The 23,266-nt window shown below is 61.1% G+C and carries 21 protein-coding genes; 12 read left to right on the top strand and 9 right to left on the bottom strand.

Annotation, left to right across the window (positions count from 1 at the left end):
• Window positions 1-9 precede the first annotated feature (9 nt).
• The 4 genes from AACX99_RS20370 (at window position 10) to AACX99_RS20355 (ending at window position 4,274) form a co-directional block, all read left to right on the top strand.
• The gene (locus AACX99_RS20370) at window positions 10-1,800 is read left to right on the top strand and encodes an N-acyl-D-amino-acid deacylase family protein (protein WP_339414251.1); all 1,791 of its coding nucleotides are present in this window, start codon (window positions 10-12) and stop codon (window positions 1,798-1,800) included.
• Window positions 1,801-1,906: 106 nt separating this feature from the next.
• Window positions 1,907-3,253, top strand: coding sequence for a class II 3-deoxy-7-phosphoheptulonate synthase (locus tag AACX99_RS20365; protein ID WP_339414250.1), 1,347 nt, complete (start codon window positions 1,907-1,909; stop codon window positions 3,251-3,253).
• 72 nt (window positions 3,254-3,325) lie between these two features.
• Window positions 3,326-3,493, top strand: a complete 168-nt coding sequence (locus AACX99_RS20360; protein ID WP_339414249.1) for a DUF2897 family protein — start codon at window positions 3,326-3,328, stop codon at window positions 3,491-3,493.
• A gap of 22 nt (window positions 3,494-3,515) precedes the next feature.
• Window positions 3,516-4,274 (top strand): CPBP family intramembrane glutamic endopeptidase, encoded by a 759-nt coding sequence (locus AACX99_RS20355; protein ID WP_339414248.1) that lies wholly within the window; start codon window positions 3,516-3,518, stop codon window positions 4,272-4,274.
• On the opposite strand, the gene AACX99_RS20350 is transcribed toward AACX99_RS20355, so the two are convergent.
• The 3 genes from AACX99_RS20350 to AACX99_RS20340 all read right to left on the bottom strand — a co-directional run bounded on the left by AACX99_RS20350 (window position 4,225) and on the right by AACX99_RS20340 (window position 6,637).
• The gene (locus tag AACX99_RS20350) at window positions 4,225-4,983 is read right to left on the bottom strand and encodes a transporter substrate-binding domain-containing protein (protein ID WP_339414290.1); all 759 of its coding nucleotides are present in this window, start codon (window positions 4,981-4,983) and stop codon (window positions 4,225-4,227) included. The genes AACX99_RS20355 and AACX99_RS20350 overlap by 50 nt on opposite strands.
• A gap of 134 nt (window positions 4,984-5,117) precedes the next feature.
• A complete protein-coding gene (locus tag AACX99_RS20345) occupies window positions 5,118-5,897 on the bottom strand; it encodes a substrate-binding periplasmic protein (RefSeq protein ID WP_339414289.1) in 780 nt (259 codons plus the stop codon).
• Between the two features lie 116 nt (window positions 5,898-6,013).
• Window positions 6,014-6,637 carry a TetR/AcrR family transcriptional regulator gene (locus AACX99_RS20340; RefSeq protein ID WP_339414247.1) on the bottom strand — a complete coding sequence of 208 codons (624 nt, stop codon included), beginning with the start codon at window positions 6,635-6,637 and terminating at the stop codon, window positions 6,014-6,016.
• 228 nt (window positions 6,638-6,865) lie between these two features.
• Between AACX99_RS20340 and AACX99_RS20335 the strand changes: the two genes are divergently transcribed.
• From AACX99_RS20335 to AACX99_RS20305, 7 genes are all read left to right on the top strand, one after another.
• Complete coding sequence (locus AACX99_RS20335) at window positions 6,866-8,665, top strand: acyclic terpene utilization AtuA family protein (protein ID WP_339414246.1); 1,800 nt, start codon at window positions 6,866-6,868, stop codon at window positions 8,663-8,665.
• A 2-nt stretch (window positions 8,666-8,667) separates the two neighbouring features.
• Entirely contained in the window at window positions 8,668-9,546 is an 879-nt protein-coding gene (locus AACX99_RS20330) for an SDR family oxidoreductase (RefSeq protein ID WP_339414245.1), read from the top strand.
• Between the two features lie 4 nt (window positions 9,547-9,550).
• Window positions 9,551-11,167 (top strand): geranyl-CoA carboxylase subunit beta, encoded by a 1,617-nt coding sequence (gene atuC / locus AACX99_RS20325; protein WP_339414244.1) that lies wholly within the window; start codon window positions 9,551-9,553, stop codon window positions 11,165-11,167.
• Window positions 11,168-11,191: 24 nt separating this feature from the next.
• Window positions 11,192-12,349 carry a citronellyl-CoA dehydrogenase gene (atuD, locus tag AACX99_RS20320; protein ID WP_339414243.1) on the top strand — a complete coding sequence of 386 codons (1,158 nt, stop codon included), beginning with the start codon at window positions 11,192-11,194 and terminating at the stop codon, window positions 12,347-12,349.
• A gap of 198 nt (window positions 12,350-12,547) precedes the next feature.
• A complete protein-coding gene (locus tag AACX99_RS20315) occupies window positions 12,548-13,345 on the top strand; it encodes an enoyl-CoA hydratase/isomerase family protein (RefSeq protein ID WP_339414242.1) in 798 nt (265 codons plus the stop codon).
• Between the two features lie 132 nt (window positions 13,346-13,477).
• Window positions 13,478-15,466 carry an acetyl/propionyl/methylcrotonyl-CoA carboxylase subunit alpha gene (locus AACX99_RS20310; protein ID WP_339414241.1) on the top strand — a complete coding sequence of 663 codons (1,989 nt, stop codon included), beginning with the start codon at window positions 13,478-13,480 and terminating at the stop codon, window positions 15,464-15,466.
• Window positions 15,467-15,557: 91 nt separating this feature from the next.
• Window positions 15,558-16,376 carry an SDR family oxidoreductase gene (locus tag AACX99_RS20305; RefSeq protein ID WP_339414240.1) on the top strand — a complete coding sequence of 273 codons (819 nt, stop codon included), beginning with the start codon at window positions 15,558-15,560 and terminating at the stop codon, window positions 16,374-16,376.
• Window positions 16,377-16,418: 42 nt separating this feature from the next.
• Here AACX99_RS20305 and AACX99_RS20300 read toward each other — a convergent pair whose 3' ends face one another.
• Window positions 16,419-16,802: a VOC family protein gene (locus AACX99_RS20300; protein WP_339414239.1), complete on the bottom strand. Its 384-nt coding sequence runs from the start codon at window positions 16,800-16,802 to the stop codon at window positions 16,419-16,421.
• Between the two features lie 198 nt (window positions 16,803-17,000).
• Here AACX99_RS20300 and AACX99_RS20295 point away from each other — a divergent pair, with 198 nt between their 5' ends.
• Window positions 17,001-18,827 carry a long-chain-acyl-CoA synthetase gene (locus tag AACX99_RS20295; protein WP_339414238.1) on the top strand — a complete coding sequence of 609 codons (1,827 nt, stop codon included), beginning with the start codon at window positions 17,001-17,003 and terminating at the stop codon, window positions 18,825-18,827.
• Between the two features lie 7 nt (window positions 18,828-18,834).
• On the opposite strand, the gene AACX99_RS20290 is transcribed toward AACX99_RS20295, so the two are convergent.
• The 5 genes from AACX99_RS20290 to AACX99_RS20270 form a co-directional block, all read right to left on the bottom strand.
• Window positions 18,835-19,056, bottom strand: a complete 222-nt coding sequence (locus AACX99_RS20290) for a hypothetical protein (RefSeq protein WP_339414237.1) — start codon at window positions 19,054-19,056, stop codon at window positions 18,835-18,837.
• A gap of 423 nt (window positions 19,057-19,479) precedes the next feature.
• Window positions 19,480-20,238, bottom strand: coding sequence for a hypothetical protein (locus AACX99_RS20285; RefSeq protein WP_339414236.1), 759 nt, complete (start codon window positions 20,236-20,238; stop codon window positions 19,480-19,482).
• Window positions 20,235-20,816, bottom strand: a complete 582-nt coding sequence (locus tag AACX99_RS20280; RefSeq protein WP_339414235.1) for an RNA polymerase sigma factor — start codon at window positions 20,814-20,816, stop codon at window positions 20,235-20,237. The genes AACX99_RS20285 and AACX99_RS20280 overlap by 4 nt, the downstream gene beginning before the upstream one ends.
• Complete coding sequence (locus AACX99_RS20275; protein WP_339414234.1) at window positions 20,813-22,561, bottom strand: vWA domain-containing protein; 1,749 nt, start codon at window positions 22,559-22,561, stop codon at window positions 20,813-20,815. The genes AACX99_RS20280 and AACX99_RS20275 overlap by 4 nt, the downstream gene beginning before the upstream one ends.
• 133 nt (window positions 22,562-22,694) lie before the next feature.
• Window positions 22,695-23,266 (bottom strand): calcium-binding protein (locus tag AACX99_RS20270; protein WP_339414233.1); only part of this gene is annotated, 572 nt, incomplete at its 5' end.

The following is a 23,266-nucleotide window of genomic DNA, read 5'->3' as shown; positions in this document are numbered from 1 at the left end:
GAGTTTGTTATGAGCTATGACGTCATCATCAAGAACGGCCTGTATTTCGACGGCAGTGACCAGCCTGGGCAAGTGCGCCATGTCGGCATCAAGGATGGTCGTATCGACGTGCTCAGTTTCAGCCCGCTGGATGAAAGCGGCTGCCCTGAGGTTCTGGATGCTGCCGGCAAGTGGGTGACGCCGGGCTTTCTGGAAATCCACTCGCACTACGACGCCGAAGTGATCGCCGCGCCGGCGCTGAAAGAGTCGGTGCGCCACGGCGTCACCAGCGTGACCATCGGCTCCTGCTCGATCAGCATGGTGCTGGCCGATGCCATGGACTGCTCGGATCTGTTCACCCGCGTCGAAGCGGTGCCGCGTGAATACGTGCTGCCAATCCTTGAAGAGAAGAAAACCTGGCGCGACGCCGCCGGTTACCGCGCCTTCTACGACCAGCACGACCTGGGGCCGAATGTCAGCTCGTTCCTGGGTCATTCCGAGCTGCGCGTAGCGGTCATGGGCCTGGAACGCGCCACCTCTGAGATCACCCCGATCGAGGCCGAATTGCAGCGCATGGAGCAACTGCTGGAAGAAGCGCTGGACGCCGGTTGCATCGGCCTTTCGGTCATGACCACGCGCCTGGACAAAATGGACGGCGACCGCGCCTGGTCCAGCCCGTTGCCGTCGACCTTCGCCAGCTGGAAGGAATTCTCGCGCCTGTTCGCCATCCTCCGGCGGCGTGGCGCAGTGATGCAGGGCGCGCCGAATGCAGTGACCAAGGTCAACGTGTTCGCCTTCCTCTATCAAGCCCACGGCTGGTTCCGCAAACCGCTGAAGTGCTCGATGCTCACCGCCCTGGACCTCAAGTCGCAGCCGTTGCTGCATCGCTTTACCCGCCTTTCCGGCTGGCTGGCCAACCGCGTGCTGCGTGGCCACTTCCGCTGGCAAACCCTGCCAGCGCCGTTCACCCTGCGCCTTGAAGGCCTCAACGTAAATGCCTTCGAAGAGTTCGGCGCCGGCGAGATTCTGCGCAACATCAAAGACCCGGACGAGCTCTACAGCAAGGTGCTGGAACCCGAGTTCCGCGCGCTGTTCAAAAAGCAGGTCAAAGCCGTGCTGACCAAAGGTTTGTGGCACCGCGATTTCTCCGATTGCTGGGTCACCGAATGCCCGGACGCCAGCCTGGTCGGCAAAAACTTCAAACAGCTCGGTGACACCCGTGGCCTGGACCCGGTGGACGCCTACTTCGAACTGGCTTGCCAGTATCGCGAAGACCTCAAGTGGACCACCTGCTACGGCAACCAGCGCCTGCCGGTGATGCACAAACTGCTGTCCAGCCACTGGACTCAGCCGGGCTTTGCCGACTCTGGCGCGCACCTGCGCTCCATTGCCCAGTACAACTTCCCGCTGCGTTTTCTCAAATACGTGCGCGATGCCGAACTGGCCGGCACGCCGTTTATGGACACCGGCCGCGCTATCCATCGCCTGAGCGGTGAACTGGCGGATTTTATTGGGGTGGACGCTGGCTATATCCGCGTCGGCGATCGAGCGGATGTGGCCATCATCAACCCGGCCGGGTTGACCGATGAGCTGGACGACATCCATGAAGCGCCGATGGAAGTGCTTGGCCTGGAGCGGGTGGTCAAACGCAATGATGAAGCGGTGGATGCGACGCTGATCAACGGCCGTATTGCCTACCGCCATGGCAGCGAGTTCCCTGAGGCTCTGGGCAAGCAGCCAGGCTTTGGCCGCTTTCTTCCTGGGCGTGACGTATTGCCACGCACAGTAACCGCAAGTGGCTTCAGGCCTGTCACAGCCTGAGCCGCACGTCACCATGCAGCGGCTCTATCGCGCCTATCGGCTTGCCGGCGATGGCTTATCGGTTACCATGCCCGTCCGCCTAAATTGACTTAAGCCGAGAGCCGCAATGTCGCAACCCTGGAGCCCTGAAAGCTGGAGAGCCAAACCGATCCAGCAACAACCGCAGTACCCGAACGCCGCGCAACTGACCCAGGTCGAACAGACCCTGGCCGGTTATCCACCGCTGGTGTTTGCTGGTGAAGCCCGCGAACTGCGCCGCCAGTTTGCCGAGGTCACTCAGGGTCGTGCGTTTCTTCTGCAGGGTGGCGATTGCGCCGAGAGTTTTGCCGAGTTCAGCGCAGCAAAAATCCGCGACACCTTCAAGGTGCTGCTGCAGATGGCCATCGTCATGACCTTCGCCGCCGGATGCCCGGTGGTCAAAGTCGGGCGCATGGCTGGCCAGTTCGCCAAGCCACGTTCGGCCAATGATGAAACCATCGACGGCGTAACACTGCCCGCCTACCGTGGCGATATCGTCAACGGCATCGGTTTTGACGAGAAAAGCCGTGTACCGGACCCGGAGCGCCTGCTGCAGGCCTACCACCAGTCCACCGCCTCGCTGAACCTGCTGCGCGCTTTTGCCCAGGGCGGCTTTGCCGACCTGCATCAGGTGCATCAGTGGAACCTCGACTTTATCGCCAACTCCGACCTCGGTGAGAAGTACAACGCACTGGCTGGACGCATCGACGAAACCCTGGCCTTTATGCGCGCCTGTGGCATGGACGGTGCGGCGCAAGTGCGTGAAACCAGCTTCTTCACCGCCCACGAGGCACTGTTGCTGAATTACGAACAGGCCTTTGTGCGCAAGGACAGTCTCACCGGCGGCTGGTACGACTGCTCGGCGCATATGCTGTGGATCGGCGATCGCACCCGCCAGCTGGACGGCGCGCATGTCGAATTTCTGCGCGGCGTTGGCAACCCGATTGGGGTGAAAGTCGGCCCGAGTATGGACAGCGAAGACCTGATCCGCCTGATCGATATCCTCAACCCGGACAACGATCCCGGCCGCCTCAATCTGATCGTACGTATGGGCGCCGACAAGGTCGAAGCCGGCCTGCCGCGTCTGATCCAGACTGTGCAGCGTGAAGGTCGCCAGGTGCTGTGGAGTTCCGATCCGATGCACGGCAACACCATCAAGGCCTCAAGCGGCTACAAGACCCGCGACTTTGCGCAGATCCTGGCCGAGGTGAAGCAATTCTTCGCCGTGCATCAGGCCGAGGGCAGCTACGCTGGCGGCATCCATATCGAGATGACCGGGCAGAACGTCACCGAATGCATCGGCGGCGCGCGACCGATCACCGAAGACGGCCTTTCAGACCGCTACCACACCCACTGCGACCCACGGATGAACGCCGATCAGTCGCTGGAGCTGGCCTTCCTGATCGCCGAAACCCTCAAGCAGGTACGCCGCTAGGCCCTGGTCGATGACTGGTCTGGCAGACCACCGACAGGTTATGGTGACCACTTCCCACATGGAGGAACCATCATGACCTGGTATATCTGGCTGCTGATGCTTCTGGTGCTGGGCTCCATCATTGGCGGCCTGATGGTACTGCTGCGCACCGCAAAACCTCTGCCACTGAGCGAAGAGCAATTGGCAAAGATCCGCCAGCGTGAGCTGGAACAGAAGGCCAAGGACGCCGGCGAGCCTTAACCGCGAACGACAAGGATGTGCCATGCCATTGCATCTACGCCTGCTGCTGCCCGCCCTGTGCTTGGCCGGCGGTTTGGCCTTGGGTTATATCCAGCTACCGGGGCTGGCGGCCGGGGTCATGCTATGCACATTACTGCTGTATGCCGACAAACACCTGCCCAACGCGTTATGGACATTACTAAGCCTGCTGGCCTGTATTGTCTTCGCCGCCCATTTGGTTCCAGGCTTTAGCGCCACTCCCCTGTGGCCGCCGCGCCAACTCAGTATTGATGCCCCACCTTATGCCCTGCGGCTGTCTTGGGACAAACTGCTGGTCGGCGTTACTTTGCTGGCCTGGTGGCTGGGGCAAAAACAACCAAGCAAACCGCTGTCAGCGAGCATCTGGCGAACGGCGGCAGCAACCCTGTTGGTCGTGCCACTGCTGGCATTGGCGCTGGGCCTGGTTGGCTGGCAACCAAAATGGCCAGCCGAGCTATGGCTGTGGCTAGCGGTCAATCTGGGGGTGGCCGTACTGGCCGAGGAGTTACTGTTTCGCGGCTTACTGCAAAACAGTCTGGTCAACTGGCTCGGCGCCTGGATGGGGATTGGTCTGACGGCGCTGCTGTTCGCCGCCGTGCATCTGCCGTTCAGTCCACTGTTTGCAGTGGTTGCCGGCATCGCGGGCCTGGGTTACGGACTGATTTATCACTTCAGCGGGCGGATCAGCCTAGCCATCGCCCTGCATGGTGCGGTCAATCTGTTGCACCTGCTGCTACTGAGCTATCCGTTACGCGCGGGATGACCGCGACCTGATAGCGGCTGAAAATACTCTTCAGTTGGCCACTATCACGCAGCGCTTCATACAACACCATAAATTGATCAGGCGTGATCGGCGCCTGCGGATGCAACAACACATGATGGCGATAACGCTGGTCGACGCGTTCGGATATCAGCAGTTGCCCTGCGTATTGACGATTGCGTTCGAGAAAGACGCCAATATAGGAGCGCGTAACCAAGGCAATTTCAGCCCGCTGATGCAGCACCATCAGCAGATTGCTGTCATGGGAATGGGTCAGGGTGGCGTTGAACGTCGTGCTCAGGTATTCCGGGGAGGAATTGAAATTAGCAAAGGCATAGTGATAACCATGGTAGAGGGCTAAGCGCTTACCTTCGAACGAATCAAAATAGCGTTGATCACGGCCCGGCTCAGCGCGGGCAACAAACACTTCAGAGTCTTCCAGGTGCATATCCAACGCAACGTGCTGAACATTCCGCCAACCCCAATCCGGGTTTTCGAAGACAGCCAAATCAATGCGTTGGTGCTCAAAGTCACGGAAGCGGCGCTTAACCGCGGTCGGCACCAAAACAAAGCGAAAGTCAGCCTGGGCTTGATTCAGCGCGGCGACCAACTCGTCAAGTAACCCGGTGGCATGGGATTGCTCGGCTTTAAACACATAGGGTGGAAAATCTACAGCGGCCACACGCACTTCCTGCGCTGCCATAAGCGGCATGGCCAGTAGCAACACCAGCCCCGCACCAAAAAGCCTGCTTACCCCATGCCTGAAGAGCCCCATTCGACGCCAGCTTCCCTTTTTCCAGATAGTCGCAGCCTACATCAGGCAAATCTGACCGAACAGTGCATTTTTCAGTGATTTATCAGCACGGATGCATCGTGCAAGTGATAACGCCCCAATAGTTTGTCCAGCTGCTTGTCACGGTTAAGCTGCTTGAGCAACTCGGCAAAGGCTTGCGGTTGCATCACTGACTCAGGGCGGAATAACGCCTGGTGCTGGTAGACCTGATCAACCCGCTGGGACACCAGCAAGGCACTGCTCTGCTCCGGGTGACGCTGTTGATAGGCGCGAAGATAAGAACGCGTAACCACCGCCACATCCGCCCGGTCGCGCAGCAACATAATCAGGTTACTGTCGTGGGAATACGTCAACACCGCATCGAATTCATCGGCGAGAAACTGCTTATCCGAACTGAACCCGGCAAAGCCGTAGTGATAGCCACTGTAAAGGGCCATACGCTTGCCCTTGAGCTCATCAAAATAGCGTTCATCACGCCCTGGCTGCTGACGTGCAACATAGACTTCAGCATCTTCGATATGCAAATCCAGCGCGGTATGCTCGGTGTCCTGCCACCCCCAGGCCGGTGACTCGAACAGGATCAGATCAAAGCGGCCACTCTGCAAGTCGCGATAACGGCGCATGGTCGAGGTCGCGACTAGGGTAAAACGGTAATCGCTTTGCAATTGATTGAGCGCCTGCAATAGCTCCGGCAGCAGGCCTGTTGGGCGCTCACTTTCCGGTTTAATCACATAGGGCGGGAAATGATAGGCCCCCACTCGCACGGCTTCTGCAGCTTGCGTAACGCACACTGCACAAAGCATTAACGCGAGCAACAGACCTCGTAGCAGCATGGCCAAACGGCGAACCTCACAACAAAATGCAGGGACTTCTTCCGTGACCGGAACCATTAACAATCCATTGACGCCAAAATACTATCAACGCGCCACCTTAGCGTAGCTGAATTTCCTCAAGCTTCCTTGATCACCAGCGACAGCGCCTCTTCAGCCAGCTGATCGAGGGTCATCGGCCCTTCCGGACGGAACCAGGTAGTGGTCCAGCTTAGTGCGCCAGTCAGCAGGCGGCGCAGAATAAACGGGTCGGCCTTGAAATAACCGGCAGCCTTGGCCTCGCCCAGCACCTGCAGCCAGAGCTGTTCGTAATTGTCGCGCAGCTCAAGGATAAACGCTTGGCCCGGCTCCGACAGCGAGCGCCACTCATACACCAGCACCGCCATGGCTTCACCGGTGCCACCCATGATCGACTGCAGCTCACAGCGGATCAGCGCCAGCACACGGCCGCGCAAGTCGCTGGCCTCGGCCAGAGAAGCCTGCATCAGCGCGGTGTTGTAGCGAATGGTCTCCTCCATCACCGACCGCAGGATTTCGTCCTTACTCTTGAAGTGATGAAAGATGCTGCCGGACTGAATGCCTACGGCGCTGGCCAGGTCACGCACCGTAGTGCGCTCATAACCCTTGCTGCGAAACAGGTGCGCTGCGGTTTGCAGCAGTTTGCCGCGTGCGCTGTCCGGATCGGTGATCTGCCCACTGGCTACCAGTTGCTGCATCACCGCCTGCGCTTGTTGATCATCCACGCTTAATACTCTCCAACTCTTATCGTCTTGAGCTCTACGCCTTGAGCACTCTGCCCTGCGCGTTTTCCCAAGTGCTTGTCGTTATTGGTGAAATTTATGCTGCGCCAGCCACCCAAGCAAGCGCTTGGCCACACTTTAGGTTAGAAAGATTCGCACCAGGGCTTTTCAACCAAGCGCTTGCTTGGTAGCCTTCAAGTCACCTTATTTATGTGTTGCGGACCTATATCAATGACTAAAACCGTACGCATCGGCTGCGCTTCCGCCTTCTGGGGCGACACCAGCACCGCCGCCGCCCAGCTGGTTCAGGGCACCGAACTGGATTACCTGGTATTCGACTATCTGGCCGAAGTGACCATGTCGATTATGGCCGGCGCACGGATGAAGAAACCTGACGCCGGCTACGCCACCGATTTTGTGGAAACCCTCGCGCCGCTGCTGGCCGATATCGCCGCGAAGAACATCCGCGTGATCAGCAATGCCGGCGGGGTCAACCCCAGTGCCTGCGCTGCTGCCTTGGCAGCGGCCTGCGAGCAGGCCGGGGTGAACCTGAAGATTGCCGTGCTGCATGGCGACAACCTGCAACCCAAGCTGGCTGAGCTGGCCAAAGCCGGCACCGTGGAGATGTTCACAGGCGCTGCTTTGCCGTCCTTCTGCGTCTCGGTCAACGCCTACCTCGGTGCACCAGGGATAGTCGAGGCGCTGAAGCTCGGCGCCGATATCGTCATCACTGGGCGCGTGGTCGACAGCGCGGTGGTCAGCGCTGCACTGGTGCATGAGTTCAACTGGGCCTGGAGCGACTACGACCACCTGGCACAGGCGGCGCTGGCCGGGCATATCATCGAGTGCGGCGCGCAGTGCAGCGGCGGCAACTTCACCGATTGGGAAAGCGTGCCGGACTATGAACACATTGGCTTCCCAGTGGTGGAAGTTGCGGCCGATGGCAGTTTTGTCGTGGCCAAGCCGGATGGTTCCGGCGGCTTGGTCACGCCTTTTACCGTGGGCGAGCAGATGCTTTATGAAATCGGCGATCCGCGCGCTTACCTGCTGCCGGACGTGATCTGCGATTTCACCCAGGTCGAGCTTAGCCAGGTCGGCGACAATCGCGTGCTCCTCAAAGGCGCCCGCGGCCTGCCGCCGACAGATCAATACAAGGTCAGCGCCACCTACCCGGACGGTTTTCGCTGCACGGCGAGCTGCCTGATGGCGGGCGTCGATGCGGTGAAAAAAGCCCGGCGGGTCAGCCAGGCGATCATCAACAAGACCGAGGAAATGTTCGCCGAACGCGGCTGGGCCGCTTATCAGGAGGTCAGTATCGAACTGCTCGGCAGCGAAGCCACTTACGGCATGCATGGCCAGCGCACCGACACCCGCGAGATCGTGATCAAAATCGCCGTGCGCCATGCGAAGAAGGAAGCCTTGATCCTGTTCTCCCGTGAAATCGCCCAGGCCGCAACCGGTATGGCTCCGGGGCTGACCGGCATCGTCGGTGGCCGCCCTACGGTGTACCCAGTGATCCGCCTGTTTTCCTTCCTCGCCGACAAAGGTCATTGCGAGCTGGAAGTGGAGTTGCAGGGACAACGGCACGCCATTGTGCTGCCGCAGCCTCAGGCATTAAAGCTGGCTGATCTGGCCGTCGACGCCGAACCGCCGGTAGCGCAAGGCGATGCCGACGCCAGCGTGCCATTGATCAAACTGGCGGTGGCGCGGTCCGGCGACAAGGGCAACCACAGCAATATCGGTGTTATGGCGAGAAAGCCCGAATATCTGGCGTGGATCGCGGCTGCGCTGACCCGCGAAGCAGTGGTCGACTGGATGGGCCACGTGCTCGATCCACAGATCGGCCGCGTTGACCGCTGGTATCTGCCTGGCAGCCATAGCCTGAACTTCTTGCTGGAAAACGCCCTGGGCGGTGGCGGCGTCGCTTCCCTGCGCATCGACCCGCAAGGCAAGGCCTTCGCCCAACAGTTGCTGGAATTCCCGATACCGGTGCCCAAGGCGCTGGCCGCTAGCCTCGAACAAGGACAATAACAATGAGCTACGACTCGGTCTTTAAAGCCGGCCTATTCAGCGGCCAAACAATTCTGGTCACCGGCGGCGGCAGCGGCATCGGCCGTTGTACGGCCCACGAACTGGCCGCCCTCGGCGCTCATGTGGTGCTGGTCGGGCGCAAGGCCGACAAGCTGGAAAAGACCGCCGGCGAAATCTGTGAAGATGGCGGCAGCGTCAGCTACCAGGTCTGCGACATCCGCGACGAGGAATCGGTCAAGGCCATGGTCGCAGCAGTGGTCAGCGAACACGGGGCGATCCACCACCTGGTCAACAATGCCGGCGGCCAGTACCCCTCGCCGCTCGCCTCGATCAACCAGAAAGGCTTCGAGACCGTGGTGCGCACCAATCTGGTTGGCGGCTTTCTGGTGGCTCGCGAGGTGTTCAACCAGAGCATGAGCAAGACCGGCGGCAGCATCGTCAATATGCTCGCCGATATGTGGGGCGGCATGCCCGGCATGGGCCATTCGGGGGCGGCAAGGGCCGGGATGGAGAACTTTACCAAGACCGCCGCCGTCGAGTGGGGCCACGCCGGGGTGCGGGTCAATGCAGTGGCGCCGGGTTGGGTCGCCTCCAGCGGCATGGACACCTACGAAGGCGCATTCAAGGCGGTGATCCCGACCCTGCGCGAGCACGTGCCGCTCAAGCGCATCGGCAGCGAATCCGAGGTCTCCGCCGCCATCGTCTTTCTGCTATCGCCGGGCGCCGCCTTTATCAGCGGCAACACGGTGCGCATCGACGGTGCCGCCAGCCAGGGCAGCCGCGCCTTCCCGTTGTTCAAGGCCAAGGCCGGGCAAAGCCAGTCTTACAACGGCTTCCACCGAGCCTATTTGCCCGATGTGCTGAAAGACCAGGGAGAGTGATGCGATGCCGGTAATCCATTCCGAGATCGACGTGCATGGTGAGGACTTCGCCAATAACCGCGAAGCCATGCTCACCGCCGTGGCCAGCTTTCGTGAGATCGAACAGAACTGCCTGAACAAGGCTGCCGAGGCCAAGGCCAAGTTCGAAAAGCGCGGCCAGTTGCTGCCGCGTGAGCGCCTGAACCTGCTGCTCGACCCCGGCGCGCCGTTTCTCGAACTGTCGTCGCTGGCCGGCTACAAGCTGCACGACGACAAAGACGGCACCCAGGCCGGCGGCGGCATTATTTCCGGCATCGGCTATATCGCCGGGGTGCGCTGCCTGGTCAGCGCCAGCAACAGCGCGATCAAGGGCGGCACCATCTCCCCCACCGGTCTAAAGAAAACCCTGCGCCTGCAGCAGATCGCCTTCGAGAACAAACTACCGGTGGTGACTCTCGCGGAAAGCGGCGGCGCCAACCTCAACTACGCCGCCGACATCTTCGTCGAAGGCGCGCGCGGTTTCGCCAATCAAGCACGTATGTCGGCCATGGGTCTGCCGCAAATCACCGTGGTGCATGGCTCGTCTACTGCTGGCGGGGCTTACCAACCGGGGCTGTCGGATTACGTGGTGGTGGTGCGCGGCAAGGCCAAGATGTTCCTCGCCGGCCCGCCGCTGCTGAAAGCCGCCACCGGCGAAATCGCCACCGACGAACAACTGGGTGGCGCCGAGATGCACGCCCAGGTCGCCGGCACCGCCGAATACCTGGCCGAGAATGACGCCGATGGCGTGCGCATCGCCCGGGAAATCCTCGCCATGCTGCCGTGGAACGCCCAACTACCGGCACGCCCAGCCAAGGCCTACAGCGAGCCGTTGTATCCGGTCGAAGAACTGCTCGGCCTGGTGCCGGCAGACGCCAAGAAGCCCTACGACGTGCGCGAGATCATCGCGCGCATTGCCGACGGATCGGCGTTTCTCGACTTCAAGAACGAGTTCGACAACCAGACCGTCTGCGGCCACCTGCAGATCGAAGGCCAGCCCTGCGGTTTTATCGGCAACAACGGCCCTATCACTCCGCAAGGCGCGGCCAAGGCGGCGCAATTTATCCAGCTGTGCGAGCAGAGCAACACGCCGATCCTATTTTTCCACAACACCACCGGCTTTATGGTCGGCACCGAGTCGGAACAGCTCGGCGTGATCAAGCACGGCTCGAAGATGATCCAGGCGGTGGCCAACGCCACGGTGCCGAAACTGACCATCGTCGTCGGCGGCTCCTATGGCGCTGGCAACTACGCCATGTGCGGGAGAGGGCTGGATCCGCGCTTTATCTTCGCCTGGCCCAACAGCAAAACCGCCGTGATGGGCGGCGCCCAGGCCGGCAAGGTGCTGCGCATCGTCACCGAGGACAAACACCTGAAGGAAGGCAAAGAAGCCGACCCGAAGATGCTCGACATGCTGGAAACCGTTACCGCGCAGAAGCTCGACAGCCAGTCCACTGCGCTGTACGGCACAGCCAGCCTGTGGGACGACGGCCTGATCGACCCACGCGATACCCGCAAATTGCTCGGCTATCTGTTGGATATCTGTGCCGAAGCCGCTGTTCGCCCGCTTAAAGCCAACACCTTCGGCGTAGCCCGCCTCTGAAAACAGTTTTGAGGAGAATAAGAAATGATCTTTACCCAAGAACACGAAGAGCTACGCCGCACCGTCCGTAATTTCGTCGACAAAGAAATCAACCCGCACGTCGAGCAGTGGGAAAAAGACGGACGCTTCCCGATCCACGAGATTTTCAAGAAAGCCGGTGACCTGGGCCTGCTGGGCATCTCCAAGCCGGAAAAATTCGGCGGTATGGGCCTGGATTACAGCTACTCGATCGTCGCGGCCGAAGAGTTCGGCACCATCATCTGCGGCGGCATTCCGATGTCCATTGGCGTGCAAACCGACATGTGCACACCGGCCCTGGCACGCTTCGGCTCCGATGAGCTGCGTGAAGAGTTCCTGCGCCCAGCCATCACTGGCGAAATGGTCGGCTGCATCGGCGTCTCCGAAGTGGGTGCCGGCTCGGATGTGGCCGGGCTGAAAACCACCGCCAAGAAAGACGGCGACGACTATGTGATCAACGGCAGCAAGATGTGGATCACCAACTCGCCGTCAGCCGACTTTATGTGCCTGCTGGCCAACACCAGCGACGACAAGGCCCACGTCAACAAATCGCTGATCATCGTGCCGATGAACACCCCAGGCATCAGCGTCAGCCCGCATCTGGACAAGCTCGGCATGCGCAGCTCGGAGACCGCCCAGGTGTTCTTCGACAACGTGCGCGTGCCGCAGCGCTACCGCATCGGCCACGAAGGCGCGGGTTTTATGATGCAGATGTTGCAGTTCCAGGAAGAGCGCCTGTTCGGTGCGGCCAACATGATCAAGGGCCTGGAGCACTGCATCAACGCCACCATCGACTACTGCAAGGAGCGCAAGACCTTCGGCAATGCGCTGATCGACAACCAGGTCATCCACTTCCGCATGGCCGAGCTGCAGACCGAAGTCGAGTGCCTGCGCGCCCTGGTTTATCAGGCCACCGAGCAATACGTGCGCGGCCGCGACGTCACCAACCTGGCCTCGATGGCCAAGCTCAAAGCCGGTCGCCTCGGCCGTGAAGTCACCGACAGCTGCCTGCAGTACTGGGGCGGCATGGGCTACATGTGGGAAAACCCAGTGGCCCGCGCCTACCGCGACGTGCGCTTGGTGAGCATCGGCGGCGGCGCCGACGAAATCATGCTCGGCATCATCTGCAAGCTGATGGGCATTTTGCCGGGCAAGAAAAAATAGCCGGAAGCTATTTTTAACGTCGCGTAGCGACGGCCCGAAGGGTGGCCGCCAGGGATGGCAGGCCATAAAGAAGGGCGAAGAACAAGAAAACCGTAGGCTGGACGTCGCTTTTTACGTCCACCGTGGCACCGCTCGGTGGGTCGGTAAAACGTGACCTACCCTACGGCCGCCCTCTGCCAATACATCAAGGAACCTGCCATGGCCGCTCTACCGAATTGCGAAACCCTGCTGCTAAGCCTCGATGCCGGCGTGTTGCACGTCACCCTCAACCGCCCGGACAACCGCAACGCAATGAGCCTGGCCATGGTCAGCGAACTGCGCGCGGTGCTGGAAAGCCTGCGCGCTGATTTGAGCGTACGCGCCATCGTGCTGCGCGGCGCCGGCGGGCACTTCTGCGCCGGTGGCGATATCAAGGATATGGCCGGTGCCAGAGCGGCGGGTGGCGATGCCTACCGCAGCCTTAATCGCGCCTTCGGCAGCCTACTGGAAGAAGCGCAGAACACGCCGCAGGTGTTGATTGCCGTGCTGGAAGGCGCGGTGCTGGGCGGCGGCTTCGGTCTGGCCTGCGTCTCGGATATCGCCATCTGCCAGCAGGACGCCAAGTTCGGCCTGCCGGAAACCACCCTGGGGGTTTTGCCGGCGCAGATCGCGCCCTTTGTGGTCAAGCGCATCGGACTGACTCAGACCCGTCGCCTGGCCCTGACCGCCGCGCGCTTTAACGGCAGCGAAGCCGAGCGCCTGGGCCTGGTGCATTTCAGTGAAGTCGATAGCGAGCACCTCGACGTGCGCTTGCAACAGGTGCTTAGCCAGGTTCGGCAATGCGCGCCGCAGGCCAATGCCCAGACCAAGGTGCTGCTGCTGGCCGCCGAGCAAGAAGCCCTCGGCCCGCTACTGGACCGCGCCGCCGAGCAGTTCGCGGCAGCGGTAACCGGCGCAGAAGGCATCGAAGGCACCATGGCTTTTGTACAGAAACGCGCGCCGAAGTGGGCGCAGTAGCCACAACACCGACTGTAGGAGCGAGCTTGCTCGCGATCAGCGTACGCAGGGATCGCCAGCAAACTGGCTCCTACAACAAGACCGTAGGATGGGTTGAGCACAGCGATACCCATCACCAGCAGGAGCACACAGATGCCCGCCTTTAACAAAATTCTGATCGCCAACCGCGGGGAAATCGCCTGCCGGGTGATGCGCACCGCCCAGGATCTCGGCTACCGCACTGTGGCCGTGTACTCAGAAGCAGACGCCAATGCCCGCCATGTGCAGCTGGCCGACGAGGCCGTGTGCATCGGCCCGGCCCAGGTCAACCAGTCCTATCTGCTGATCGCCAATATCATCGCCGCCGCGCAGAAGACCGGCGCCGACGCGATCCACCCCGGCTACGGCTTTCTCTCGGAAAACGCCGAGTTCGCCCGCGCCTGTGAGGCCGCCGGCATCGTGTTTATCGGCCCGACCGTGGAAGCCATCCACCTGATGGGCAGCAAGCGCCTGTCGAAGATCGCCATGCTCGAAGCCGGCGTGCCCTGCATTCCCGGTTTTGAGGGCGCAGCTCAGGACGACGAGACCCTGAGCCGCGAGGCCGAGCGCATCGGCTACCCGCTGATGATCAAGGCCAGCGCTGGCGGCGGCGGTCGTGGCATGCGGCAGGTAGCAGAGGCCAGCGAGTTGCTGGCGCAGATCCGTACCGCACGCTCGGAGGCGCAGAACGCCTTCGGCTCCGGCGAGCTGATTCTCGAGCGCGCGGTGATCCGCCCGCGCCATGTGGAAATTCAGGTATTCGGCGACCAGCACGACAATATCGTCTATCTCGGCGAGCGCGATTGCTCGGTGCAGCGCCGCCACCAGAAAGTGGTCGAGGAAGCGCCCTGCCCGGTGATGACGCCCGAGCTGCGCCAAGCCATGGGCGAGGCGGCGGTGAAAGCCGCGGCCTCGGTGAACTACGTCGGCGCCGGCACTGTGGAGTTCCTCCTCGATCAGAGTGGCGAGTTCTTCTTTCTGGAAATGAACACCCGCCTGCAGGTAGAGCACCCGGTCACCGAACTGATCACCGGCCAGGACTTGGTCGCCTGGCAGATTCGCGTCGCAGAAGGCCAGCCGCTGCCGCTTAAGCAAGACGAGATTCGCCTGACCGGCCACGCCATGGAAGTGCGCCTGTACGCCGAAGACGCCACGCAGAATTTCCTGCCGCAAACAGGCACCGCCCTGCGTTGGGAGCCGGCGCTGCGCGACGGCATTCGCATCGACCACGGCCTGGTCGAAGGCCAGGCCATCACGCCGTTCTATGACCCGATGCTGGCCAAGGTCATCGCCTATGGCGCGACTCGCGAAGAAGCGCGGCGCAAGCTGGTGCGTGCGGTTGAGGATTGCGTGCTGCTGGGCGTCAACGGCAACCAGCGCTTTCTCGCCAACCTGCTCAGCCACACCGAGTTTGCCGCCGGCAATGCCACCACCGCGTTTATCGCCGAGCATTTCTCCGATGACCCGAGCCTAAGCCCGCAGCCGCCAAAGACTTCCGAATTGGCCGCCGCAGCGGCCTTGCTGTTCCAGCAATCGGCCAATGCCCGCGCGCATCAACCGGGCCTTTCCGGCTGGCGCAATGCCGGCAGCGCGCCATGGCGCTTTCTGCTTAAGCAAGGCGAACAGCCATATACCGTGGAGCTGGACGTGCTGGCAGACGGCCCACAACCCAGCCTGCTGGCGAAGGTTGGCGAGCAGCAAGTCAGCCTCAAACTGCTAGCCAGCGATGGTCGATGGGCCACCCTGGAGCTGGATGGCATTCGCCAGCGACTGGCCTATCACCAAGCTGGCGAAAACCTCTGGCTGTACGGCCATAACGGCAATCTGCAGCTCAGCGATATCACCCACTTGCCGGTCAGCAGTGCTGCCGGCGCCGGCTCGGGCAGCGTCAAGGCGCCAATGGACGGCGCGATTGTCGAGGTACTGGTCGAGGAAGGCGCCAGCGTCAGCAAAGGCCAACTGCTGGTGGTGCTGGAAGCGATGAAGATGGAACACCCGCTCAAGGCCAGCATCGACGGCGTGGTGCGCCGCATTGGCATTAGCCGCGGCGATCAGGTGAAAAACCGCCAGCTATTGGTGGAAATAGAAGCCGCAGACGCCTGATCGTAGGGTGGGTCGGGGCGCGTAGCTGACGCGTCACCCATCCATCACTGCGTCATCCACCCTACATAACAACAAAAATTGGAGCACGCCTATGTCACAGCAAGGCAAAACCCTATTTATCACCGGAGCCAGTCGCGGCATCGGCCGTGAAATCGCCCTGCGCGCAGCGCGTGAGGGGGCCAATATCGTGATTGCGGCAAAAAGCGCCGAGCCCCACGCCAAGCTGCCCGGCACCATCCACTCGGTGGCCGCCGAGGTCGAGGAAGTCGGCGGCAAGGCCCTGGCCCTGCAAGTCGATGTGCGTGACGAGAACGCGGTAAAAGCCGCCATGGCCCAGGCAGCCGAACACTTTGGCGGCATCGACGCGCTGATCAATAACGCCGGGGCGATCAAGCTGGTGGGCGTGGAGAAACTCGAACCCAAGCGTTTCGACCTGATGTTCCAGATCAACACCCGCGCGGTGATGGTCTGCAGCCAGGCGGCCCTGCCCTACCTCAAACAGAGCAAGGGCCATATCCTCAGCCTGTCGCCGCCGCTTAACCTCGACCCCAAGTGGTTCGCCAACTACGGCCCCTACACCACCACCAAGTACGGCATGAGCATGCTGACCTTAGGCATGCATGAGGAATTCAAGAAGTACGGCATCAGCGTCAACTCGCTGTGGCCGAAGACGGTGATCGCCACCGCCGCCATCGAGTTCGAAGCCGGCGGTCCGGCGGTGATGAAGGCCGCGCGCCTGCCGGCGATCATGGCCGATGCGGCCCATGCCATCCTGTCCAGCAGCGAACGCAGCATCAGCGGACGCCTGCTGATCGACGAGGAAATCCTCCGTGAGCAGGGCCAGAGCGACTTCGAGCAGTACCGCTATGACCCAGCCGGCAAACTGATGAACGATCTGTTTGTCGACTAAATCGGCAGGCCCGCTCCTTGGAGCGGGTCGTGGCGCAGTGCATTAGGCGTCTTGTTGGAGCCGCCAAGGCGGGTTCAAGCGATTCTCACCGGCGTGGTACAGGCACAACGGATTACCATCGGGATCCTGTAGATAGGCTTCGCGCCATAGCCAGGGCTGATCGGTCGGCAGCATGCTGAACTCTATACCCTGGGCCTGCAGGCGGGCGACGGTCTGATCCAGTTCAGCGCATTCGAAGTAGATCAACGTCTGGCTCGCCGGCACCTGCGTAACCTTACTCAGGGAAAAACTCGCCTGGCCATCCGGGCAACAGAACCGCGCATAGTCCGGCAGACTCTCGACAATCAGTTGCAGGCCCAGGCCCTGATAAAAGCGAATAGATCGCGGCACATCGCTGACCGCCACGGTGATTTGGTTCAGGTTCATCGCACCCTCCTGGTTCTGCGCACAATTGCGCTGGCGTGTCGAACTAATGCCACAGCCCCGCACACACTGGCAATAAAAGAGGTGCAGCGCTATTTGCCGATCTGCCCGGCCAGGCTTGCGCCAGAGCCATGGCAGGCGTGCATATGGGCGACTAGAGTTGGGCTTCGCCCCCGCATAACAACCCTAAACGCGAGCGCCATGAGCCAGACCGATCTGATTTCCCCCCTGCGTTTCCTTGCCCGCCTGCCCCAGCACCTGCCGCGCGTACCGCGCATGCTGCGCGGCCTGTATTACGCCGGTATCCGCAACCGCGAGAAGAACCTGTCGCTGGCCTGGGCGCTGGAGCGCACAGTGCAGCAGCATCCCGACCGTCCGGCGCTGCTGGATGAGTCGCGCAGCCTCAGCTATGCCCAATTCAACGCCTGGGCCAATCGCCTGGCCTGGGCCTTCAAGGCTGAAGGGGTGCGCCATGGCAGTGTGGTGGCGGTGATGCTGGAAAACCGCCTGGAGCTGCTGGTCATTCTCGCGGCCCTAAGCAAACTCGGCGCGGTCGGCGCGCTGGTCAACACCACCCAACGCGGCAAGGTGTTGGCGCATAGCCTGAATCTGGTCAAACCGGGTTTTATGCTGATCGGTGAAGAGTTGTTGGCGGCCTTCGCTGATATCACCGAACAGCTCGATAACCCGCAGACGCCACGTTATTGGGTGGCCGATCAGGACTGTCTCAACGATGCAGGCCAGGCACCTGACGGCTGGACCAATTTGATGCAACTGGCGCGTAGCCAGGCCAGCGATAATCCGCCCGACAGCGCCCAGGTGCAGATGAAAGACCCTTGCTTCCTGATCTACACCTCCGGCACCACTGGCCTGCCCAAGGCCTCAATCATGAGCCACGGCAAGTGGATCAAGGCTTACGGCGGCTTCGGCCATTCCGGCCTGACACTGGGTAATCAGGACGTGCTCTACCTGACCCTGCCCTGCTACCACAACAATGCCGTCACCGTGTGCTGGAGCGCCGCCATCGCCGGTGGCGCGGCCATTGCCCTGCGCCGCAAGTTCTCCGCCAGCGCATTCTGGGCGGATGTGCAGCGCTACCAGGCCACCTGCTTCGGCTATATCGGCGAGCTGTGCCGCTACCTGCTTAATCAGCCCGAAAGCGCCGCCGAGCAGAACAACAGCCTGCGCTGCATGATCGGCAACGGCCTGCGACCTTCAATCTGGGCCGAATTCAAGGCGCGCTTCGGGGTCGAGCAGATCACCGAGTTCTATGCCTCCAGCGAAGGCAATATCGGCTTTACCAACGTATTCAACTTCGACAACACCGTGGGCTTCTCCCCTGCCACCTACGCCATCGTGCGTTACGACCTGGAGAACGACCAGACGGTACGCGGCAAGAAAGGCTTTCTGGAAAAAGCCCCAAAGGGCGAAGCGGGCTTGCTGATCAGTGAAATCAGCGCCAAATGGCCCTTCGACGGCTACACCGACCCGGCCAAGAGCGAAGCGGCGATCCTGCGCAACGTATTCAAGAAGGGCGATGCCTGGTTTAACACCGGCGACCTGATGCGCGATATCGGCTGCAAACACGCGCAGTTTGTTGATCGCCTGGGCGACACCTTCCGCTGGAAAGGCGAAAACGTCTCCACCACCGAGGTAGAGAACGCCCTGGGGGCCTTCCCCGGCGTCGAGGATGCAGTGGTCTATGGCGTGGAAATCCCCGGCACCAATGGCCGCTGCGGCATGGCCGCGCTGCGCCTGAGTGAGGGCCAGCAGCTGGATAGCGCCGCCCTTGCCGCGCATCTGGATGCTGAATTACCGGTGTACGCCGCGCCGCTGTTTATCCGCCTGCTCGGGGAGGTGGAAACCACCGGCACCTTCAAATACAAGAAGACCGACCTCAAACAGGCCGCCTACAACCCCGCTGCGGTGCAGGAACCACTGTGGGTGCGCCTGCCGGGCGAGGCGCACTTTACCCCGCTGGATCACAGCCTGTTTACCGCCATCGGCGAGCAGACTTACCGTTTCTGATTGCCGGCTACCGCTTGAACTCAAATTCCAGCTGTGCACCCTCGACCGATTGCCAGTAATCATCATCGCGCTCGTTGGTGATCAGCTTGCCATTGAGTTGAAAAGGACCCTCAGTCTTATCCTTGTCGCCAAACATAGGCGGCAATAACGGGATCGACAGGTCGCTGAGTGGAACCACTGGCGGCAGGGGCTCAAACACATCGGTATGCAGACTCAGATCCAGTGGCACTTTTGGCGCTGCAGGTTCAGGCTTAGGAGCAACCACAGGTTTTGGTTTGGCTTGAACCACTGCCGCAGGTTTGGGCTCAGGGGCGCTGGGCTGCGCTGGCTGGTTTACGACGGGTGCAGGCTCGGTTTTGGCTGGTTTGCTGGTAGCCGTAGCTGGCGCCGGTTGAGACTTGGCGGTTTCAACCTTGGGCTTTGCAGGCGGGTTGGTGCTTTGCTCGCAGGCAGCCACTGACAACAGAGTCAGCAGCAGGGCGAGGCTTCGAATAGGCAACATAAGCAGATACAAAGGCAGTGACACAAGCCACTATGCTGGCCCCTGCCCTGCACTCTGGCAAGCCCGTAGTCGGTACAGCAGGTAACAACGCGTGAGGTTCAGCCGACGGCACATCGGTGTCGATGACCGCCAGTGACTTGCCTACACCGCCTATTCAGGCGCCTGCAGTTGCTGCAACTGTGCGTCGATATCCAGCTCGGGATGCTCGCGCATCAGTTGCAATAACAAGGCATCAGCCTCATCCACCCAGCCATCACGGCGCAACTTGAGCAAGCGTTGCAACTCGCTGTGCAGCTGCTGTTCGGCTTGGTTGGCCGCCGCTTCTGCCGCTTTACCGAGGGCTGATACAGCGGGCGCAACATCATGCAACGCATCGACCTCGGCCTCTTCACGCAACAGCTGATTGGACGCACCGGCCGAGAGCTTTTTCTCGGCCTTGGCAGCATCGGCGCTGTAACTCTGGATCACCGGTGCAGACTGCGCCGCACGCGAACGCTCGGGCTCATCAGCCACCGCTGCGGACTCCGCCAGTGGTGCGGGCATCGGCGCAGATTGCGGTGCCATCCTCGCCGCAGCCGGCGCCATGGGTGCGCCGCTGGGCACGGCATCAAAGGCATCCGGTGCCTGCTCGAAAGTACGCCAGGTCAGGCTTACACCAACCCCCAGGCAGGCAACCCCGGCCAACGCCACTGACCAGCGCTGCCGACCACCAGCGCCAAACAGCCAGCTGTGCAGGCGCGCGCCCAAACTGGGCTGAGCCTCATTTATGGCCGCATTACGCACGGCGGCGTTGGCGGCTGCGAGAATCTGCGCATCCAGTTGCGCACTGGGCTCACCGCCGCTGTGCTGGCGGAAATGCTCCAGCATCTGCCGTTCCTGCTCATCGGGCCTATGTTGATCGTGGTTCATACGGACAACTCCTCGGCGGCCGGGTCAGCCAGCAGCCGACGTAACTTCTGCAGGGCATAGCGCAAACGGCTTTTCACCGTTTCTGTGGGTATCTGGGTCAGCTCGGCGATCTCGGCCAGCTCCAGATCACCGTGGGTACGCAACAGAAACACTTCACGCTGCTCCTCTGGTAAATCCGCTAGAGCAGCCTGCAAACGCTGCTGATCGCGGCTTAGGCTGAGCTGTTGTTCGGGGTTCGGTTGCGGGTCGTGCGGGGCATGTTGTTGTTCATCATATTCATCATGCCCCGCCTGGTGCCGACCGTGCTTGCGCCAATGATCGATGAGCCGGTTGCGGCCGATCTGGTATAGCCAGGTCTTGAACTGCACCGCTTCGCGCTGCTCGCTCTGACTGCGGATCAGGCTCATCCAGGTGTCCTGAAACACCTCCTCGACCAGGGCGTGGTCGCCACATAGGCCAAGCAGAAAACGGAACAAGCCAAGCCGGTGGCGCTGGTACAACTCGGCGAAAGCCGCCGCGTCACCGCGGCGGTAGCGCCGCAACAAGGCGGCGTCGTCATCCGTGAGGGGTCGATTCACTGCTGTACTCGTGCGGTAGTTGAACGGTTCGTCGCAGTTTGCAGACTCTGCGCCAGTTCCACCAGCTGTACGAACTCGCCGCGCAAACCGAAGCGGTCGTCACCTTTGGCATTGCGCGCCAGTTCGGCGCTGTCGGCCAGGCTGAAGCGCCCGGTGTAGGTATCGCCTTTAAGCTGCTGAGCAAAGGCGGCCACCGCGGCAGCAAAGCGCAGATCCTCACTGGCCTGGCTGATGGCAGGCACATCACTGGCCTGAATCGGCTGATCAAGCAGTTTGCTGACGTCCTGCCCTGGCGCCTTGTAACGAATGCGCAGCCAGGCCAGTTCGCCCGCTTTGCCGTCGTTTTTTGCAGCGGCCTGATAGCGCAGCGGCTCTAACCAGCCCTTGCCGCCCACCGGCACCACTTCATAGAGCGCGGTCACGGTATGGCCTGCGCCAATTTCACCGGCATCGACCTTATCGTTACTGAAATCCTCACGCTTTAGCGCGCGGTTCTCGTAACCCAGCAGGCGATACTCGCTGACCTCAGCCGGGTTGAACTCGACCTGAATCTTCACATCGCTGGCAACCGTCGCCAGGGTCGAGCTGAGCTGATCAACCAGCACCTTGCGCGCTTCGCGCAGGTTATCGATATAGGCGTAGTTACCGTCGCCGGCGTCGGCCAGCTGCTCCATCAACCGCTCGTTGTAATTGTCGGTGCCAAAACCCAGGGTGGTCAGAGAGACGCCAGTCTTGCGCTTATCGGCAGCCAGTTGTTTGAGCGTTTCGAAATCGCTGACACCAACGTTGAAGTCGCCATCGGTGGCCAACAGAATGCGGTTGATACCGCCATCGATAAAGCCCTGCTGTGCCTGCTGGTACGCCAGCTGAATACCCGACTCACCAGCCGTTGAACCGCCCGCTGTAAGTTGATCGATAGCGGCGCGAATCTTGGATTTCTCGCTGCCGGATGTTGGCTCCAGCACCACGCTGGATGAGCCGGCATACACCACCAGCGATACCTTGTCCTGGACGCGCAGCTGCTCGACCAGCAGCTTCAACGTGCTTTGCACCATGGGCAGGCCATCGCGGCGATCCATCGAGCCGGAGACATCCACCAGAAACACCAGATTGGCCGGCGGCAATTCCTCTACGCGCAGATCCGAGGCCTTGATAGCGATACGCAGCAGGCGGCTCTGCGGGTTCCACGGTGTGGCCGCGAGCTCAGTGTGCACGCCAAACGGTACATCGCCCTTCGGCAGCGGATAGCCGTAGGGGAAGTAGTTGACCAGTTCCTCCAGACGCACCGCATCCTGCGGCGGCAACTGCCCGCCATTGAGAAAACGCCGCACATTGGCGTAGCTGCCGGTATCCACATCGATGCTAAAGGTCGACACCGGCGTCTCGGCCACCGCATGCACCGGGTTATTGGCCAGTTTCTGGTACTGCTCGCGATTCTCGTCACGGTAGCCTGGCGGCAAGGCATCGGCCTGCACAGACATCGGCATCGGCGCATACGCCACGCTGGGCATCACGGCTCTGCCCGCAACCTGGCTTTTGCGTTGCAGTTCCGCCGGGGCTGCGGTCAGCTGTTCATGCAATTCGGCACGTTCACGCTTATGGGCCTGATCGCTGAGCTGCGGGCTGCCAGCCTCGGTGGCCGGTGCTTCAGGGTTGGCGGCGCTGCACGCGCCGAGGCTGATCAGTACGCCAGCGGCAAAGCCAGCAAGCAGAGGACGAGTAAGCAATACGGGGTAAGCAGACATGGGCGCATCTCCTGAGCGATCGGAACAAACCATTCGCTTAGGTAGACGCAGTGCTGCGCAAAGACGGGTTAGATGGATATAAAAACAAAGGCCCATCATCGGATGGGCCTTTGTTTAAGCACTTACGTTGGGTTTACTGCCAGTTGGCGGCGATCACCACATCCAGTTGCGCGCGCTGATCGGCAGTGAGGTTAGCCTCACCACCAGGCGGTACACCGAACGAGGCCATGGCGTCGACCAAACTCTGCACCTGCCCGTCCAACAAAGTTCTACCATTGGCAGTCTTGAACTGGTCCAGATGATAGTTGCTGCCAGAATACCAGTTGCTCACCATTGCTTTATCGTCAGTACCGATGACGCTGACTTGCAGACTTGAGCCGACCTTGCGGAACCACAGCTGCTCCAGTGATATACCGTCACTAAACAACAAGGTATCGACGCTACCCAGCGAGCTGTCATTATTGGTAATTAGGTCATGACCTGAAGCGATACCAAACAGGTAAGTATCAGAACCCTCACCGCCGTCAAGGCTGTCGTTACCGGCACCACCATCCAACACATCATTTCCAGCCCCACCATAGAGCCGGTCATTCCCATCGCCACCAAATAAGTGGTTATCCGCACTATTGCCGCGAATAGTGTTATCCAGCTCGTTACCATGCCCCATGATCGCCGTGCTGCCGGTCAGGGTCAGGTTCTCGACAT

This window comes from Pseudomonas sp. EA_35y_Pfl2_R5 (genome assembly GCF_963970805.1).
Lineage (GTDB): Bacteria > Pseudomonadota > Gammaproteobacteria > Pseudomonadales > Pseudomonadaceae > Aquipseudomonas.
The sequence above is the reverse complement of the archived record's forward strand: the minus strand, read 5'-3'. Positions and strand labels throughout refer to the sequence as shown.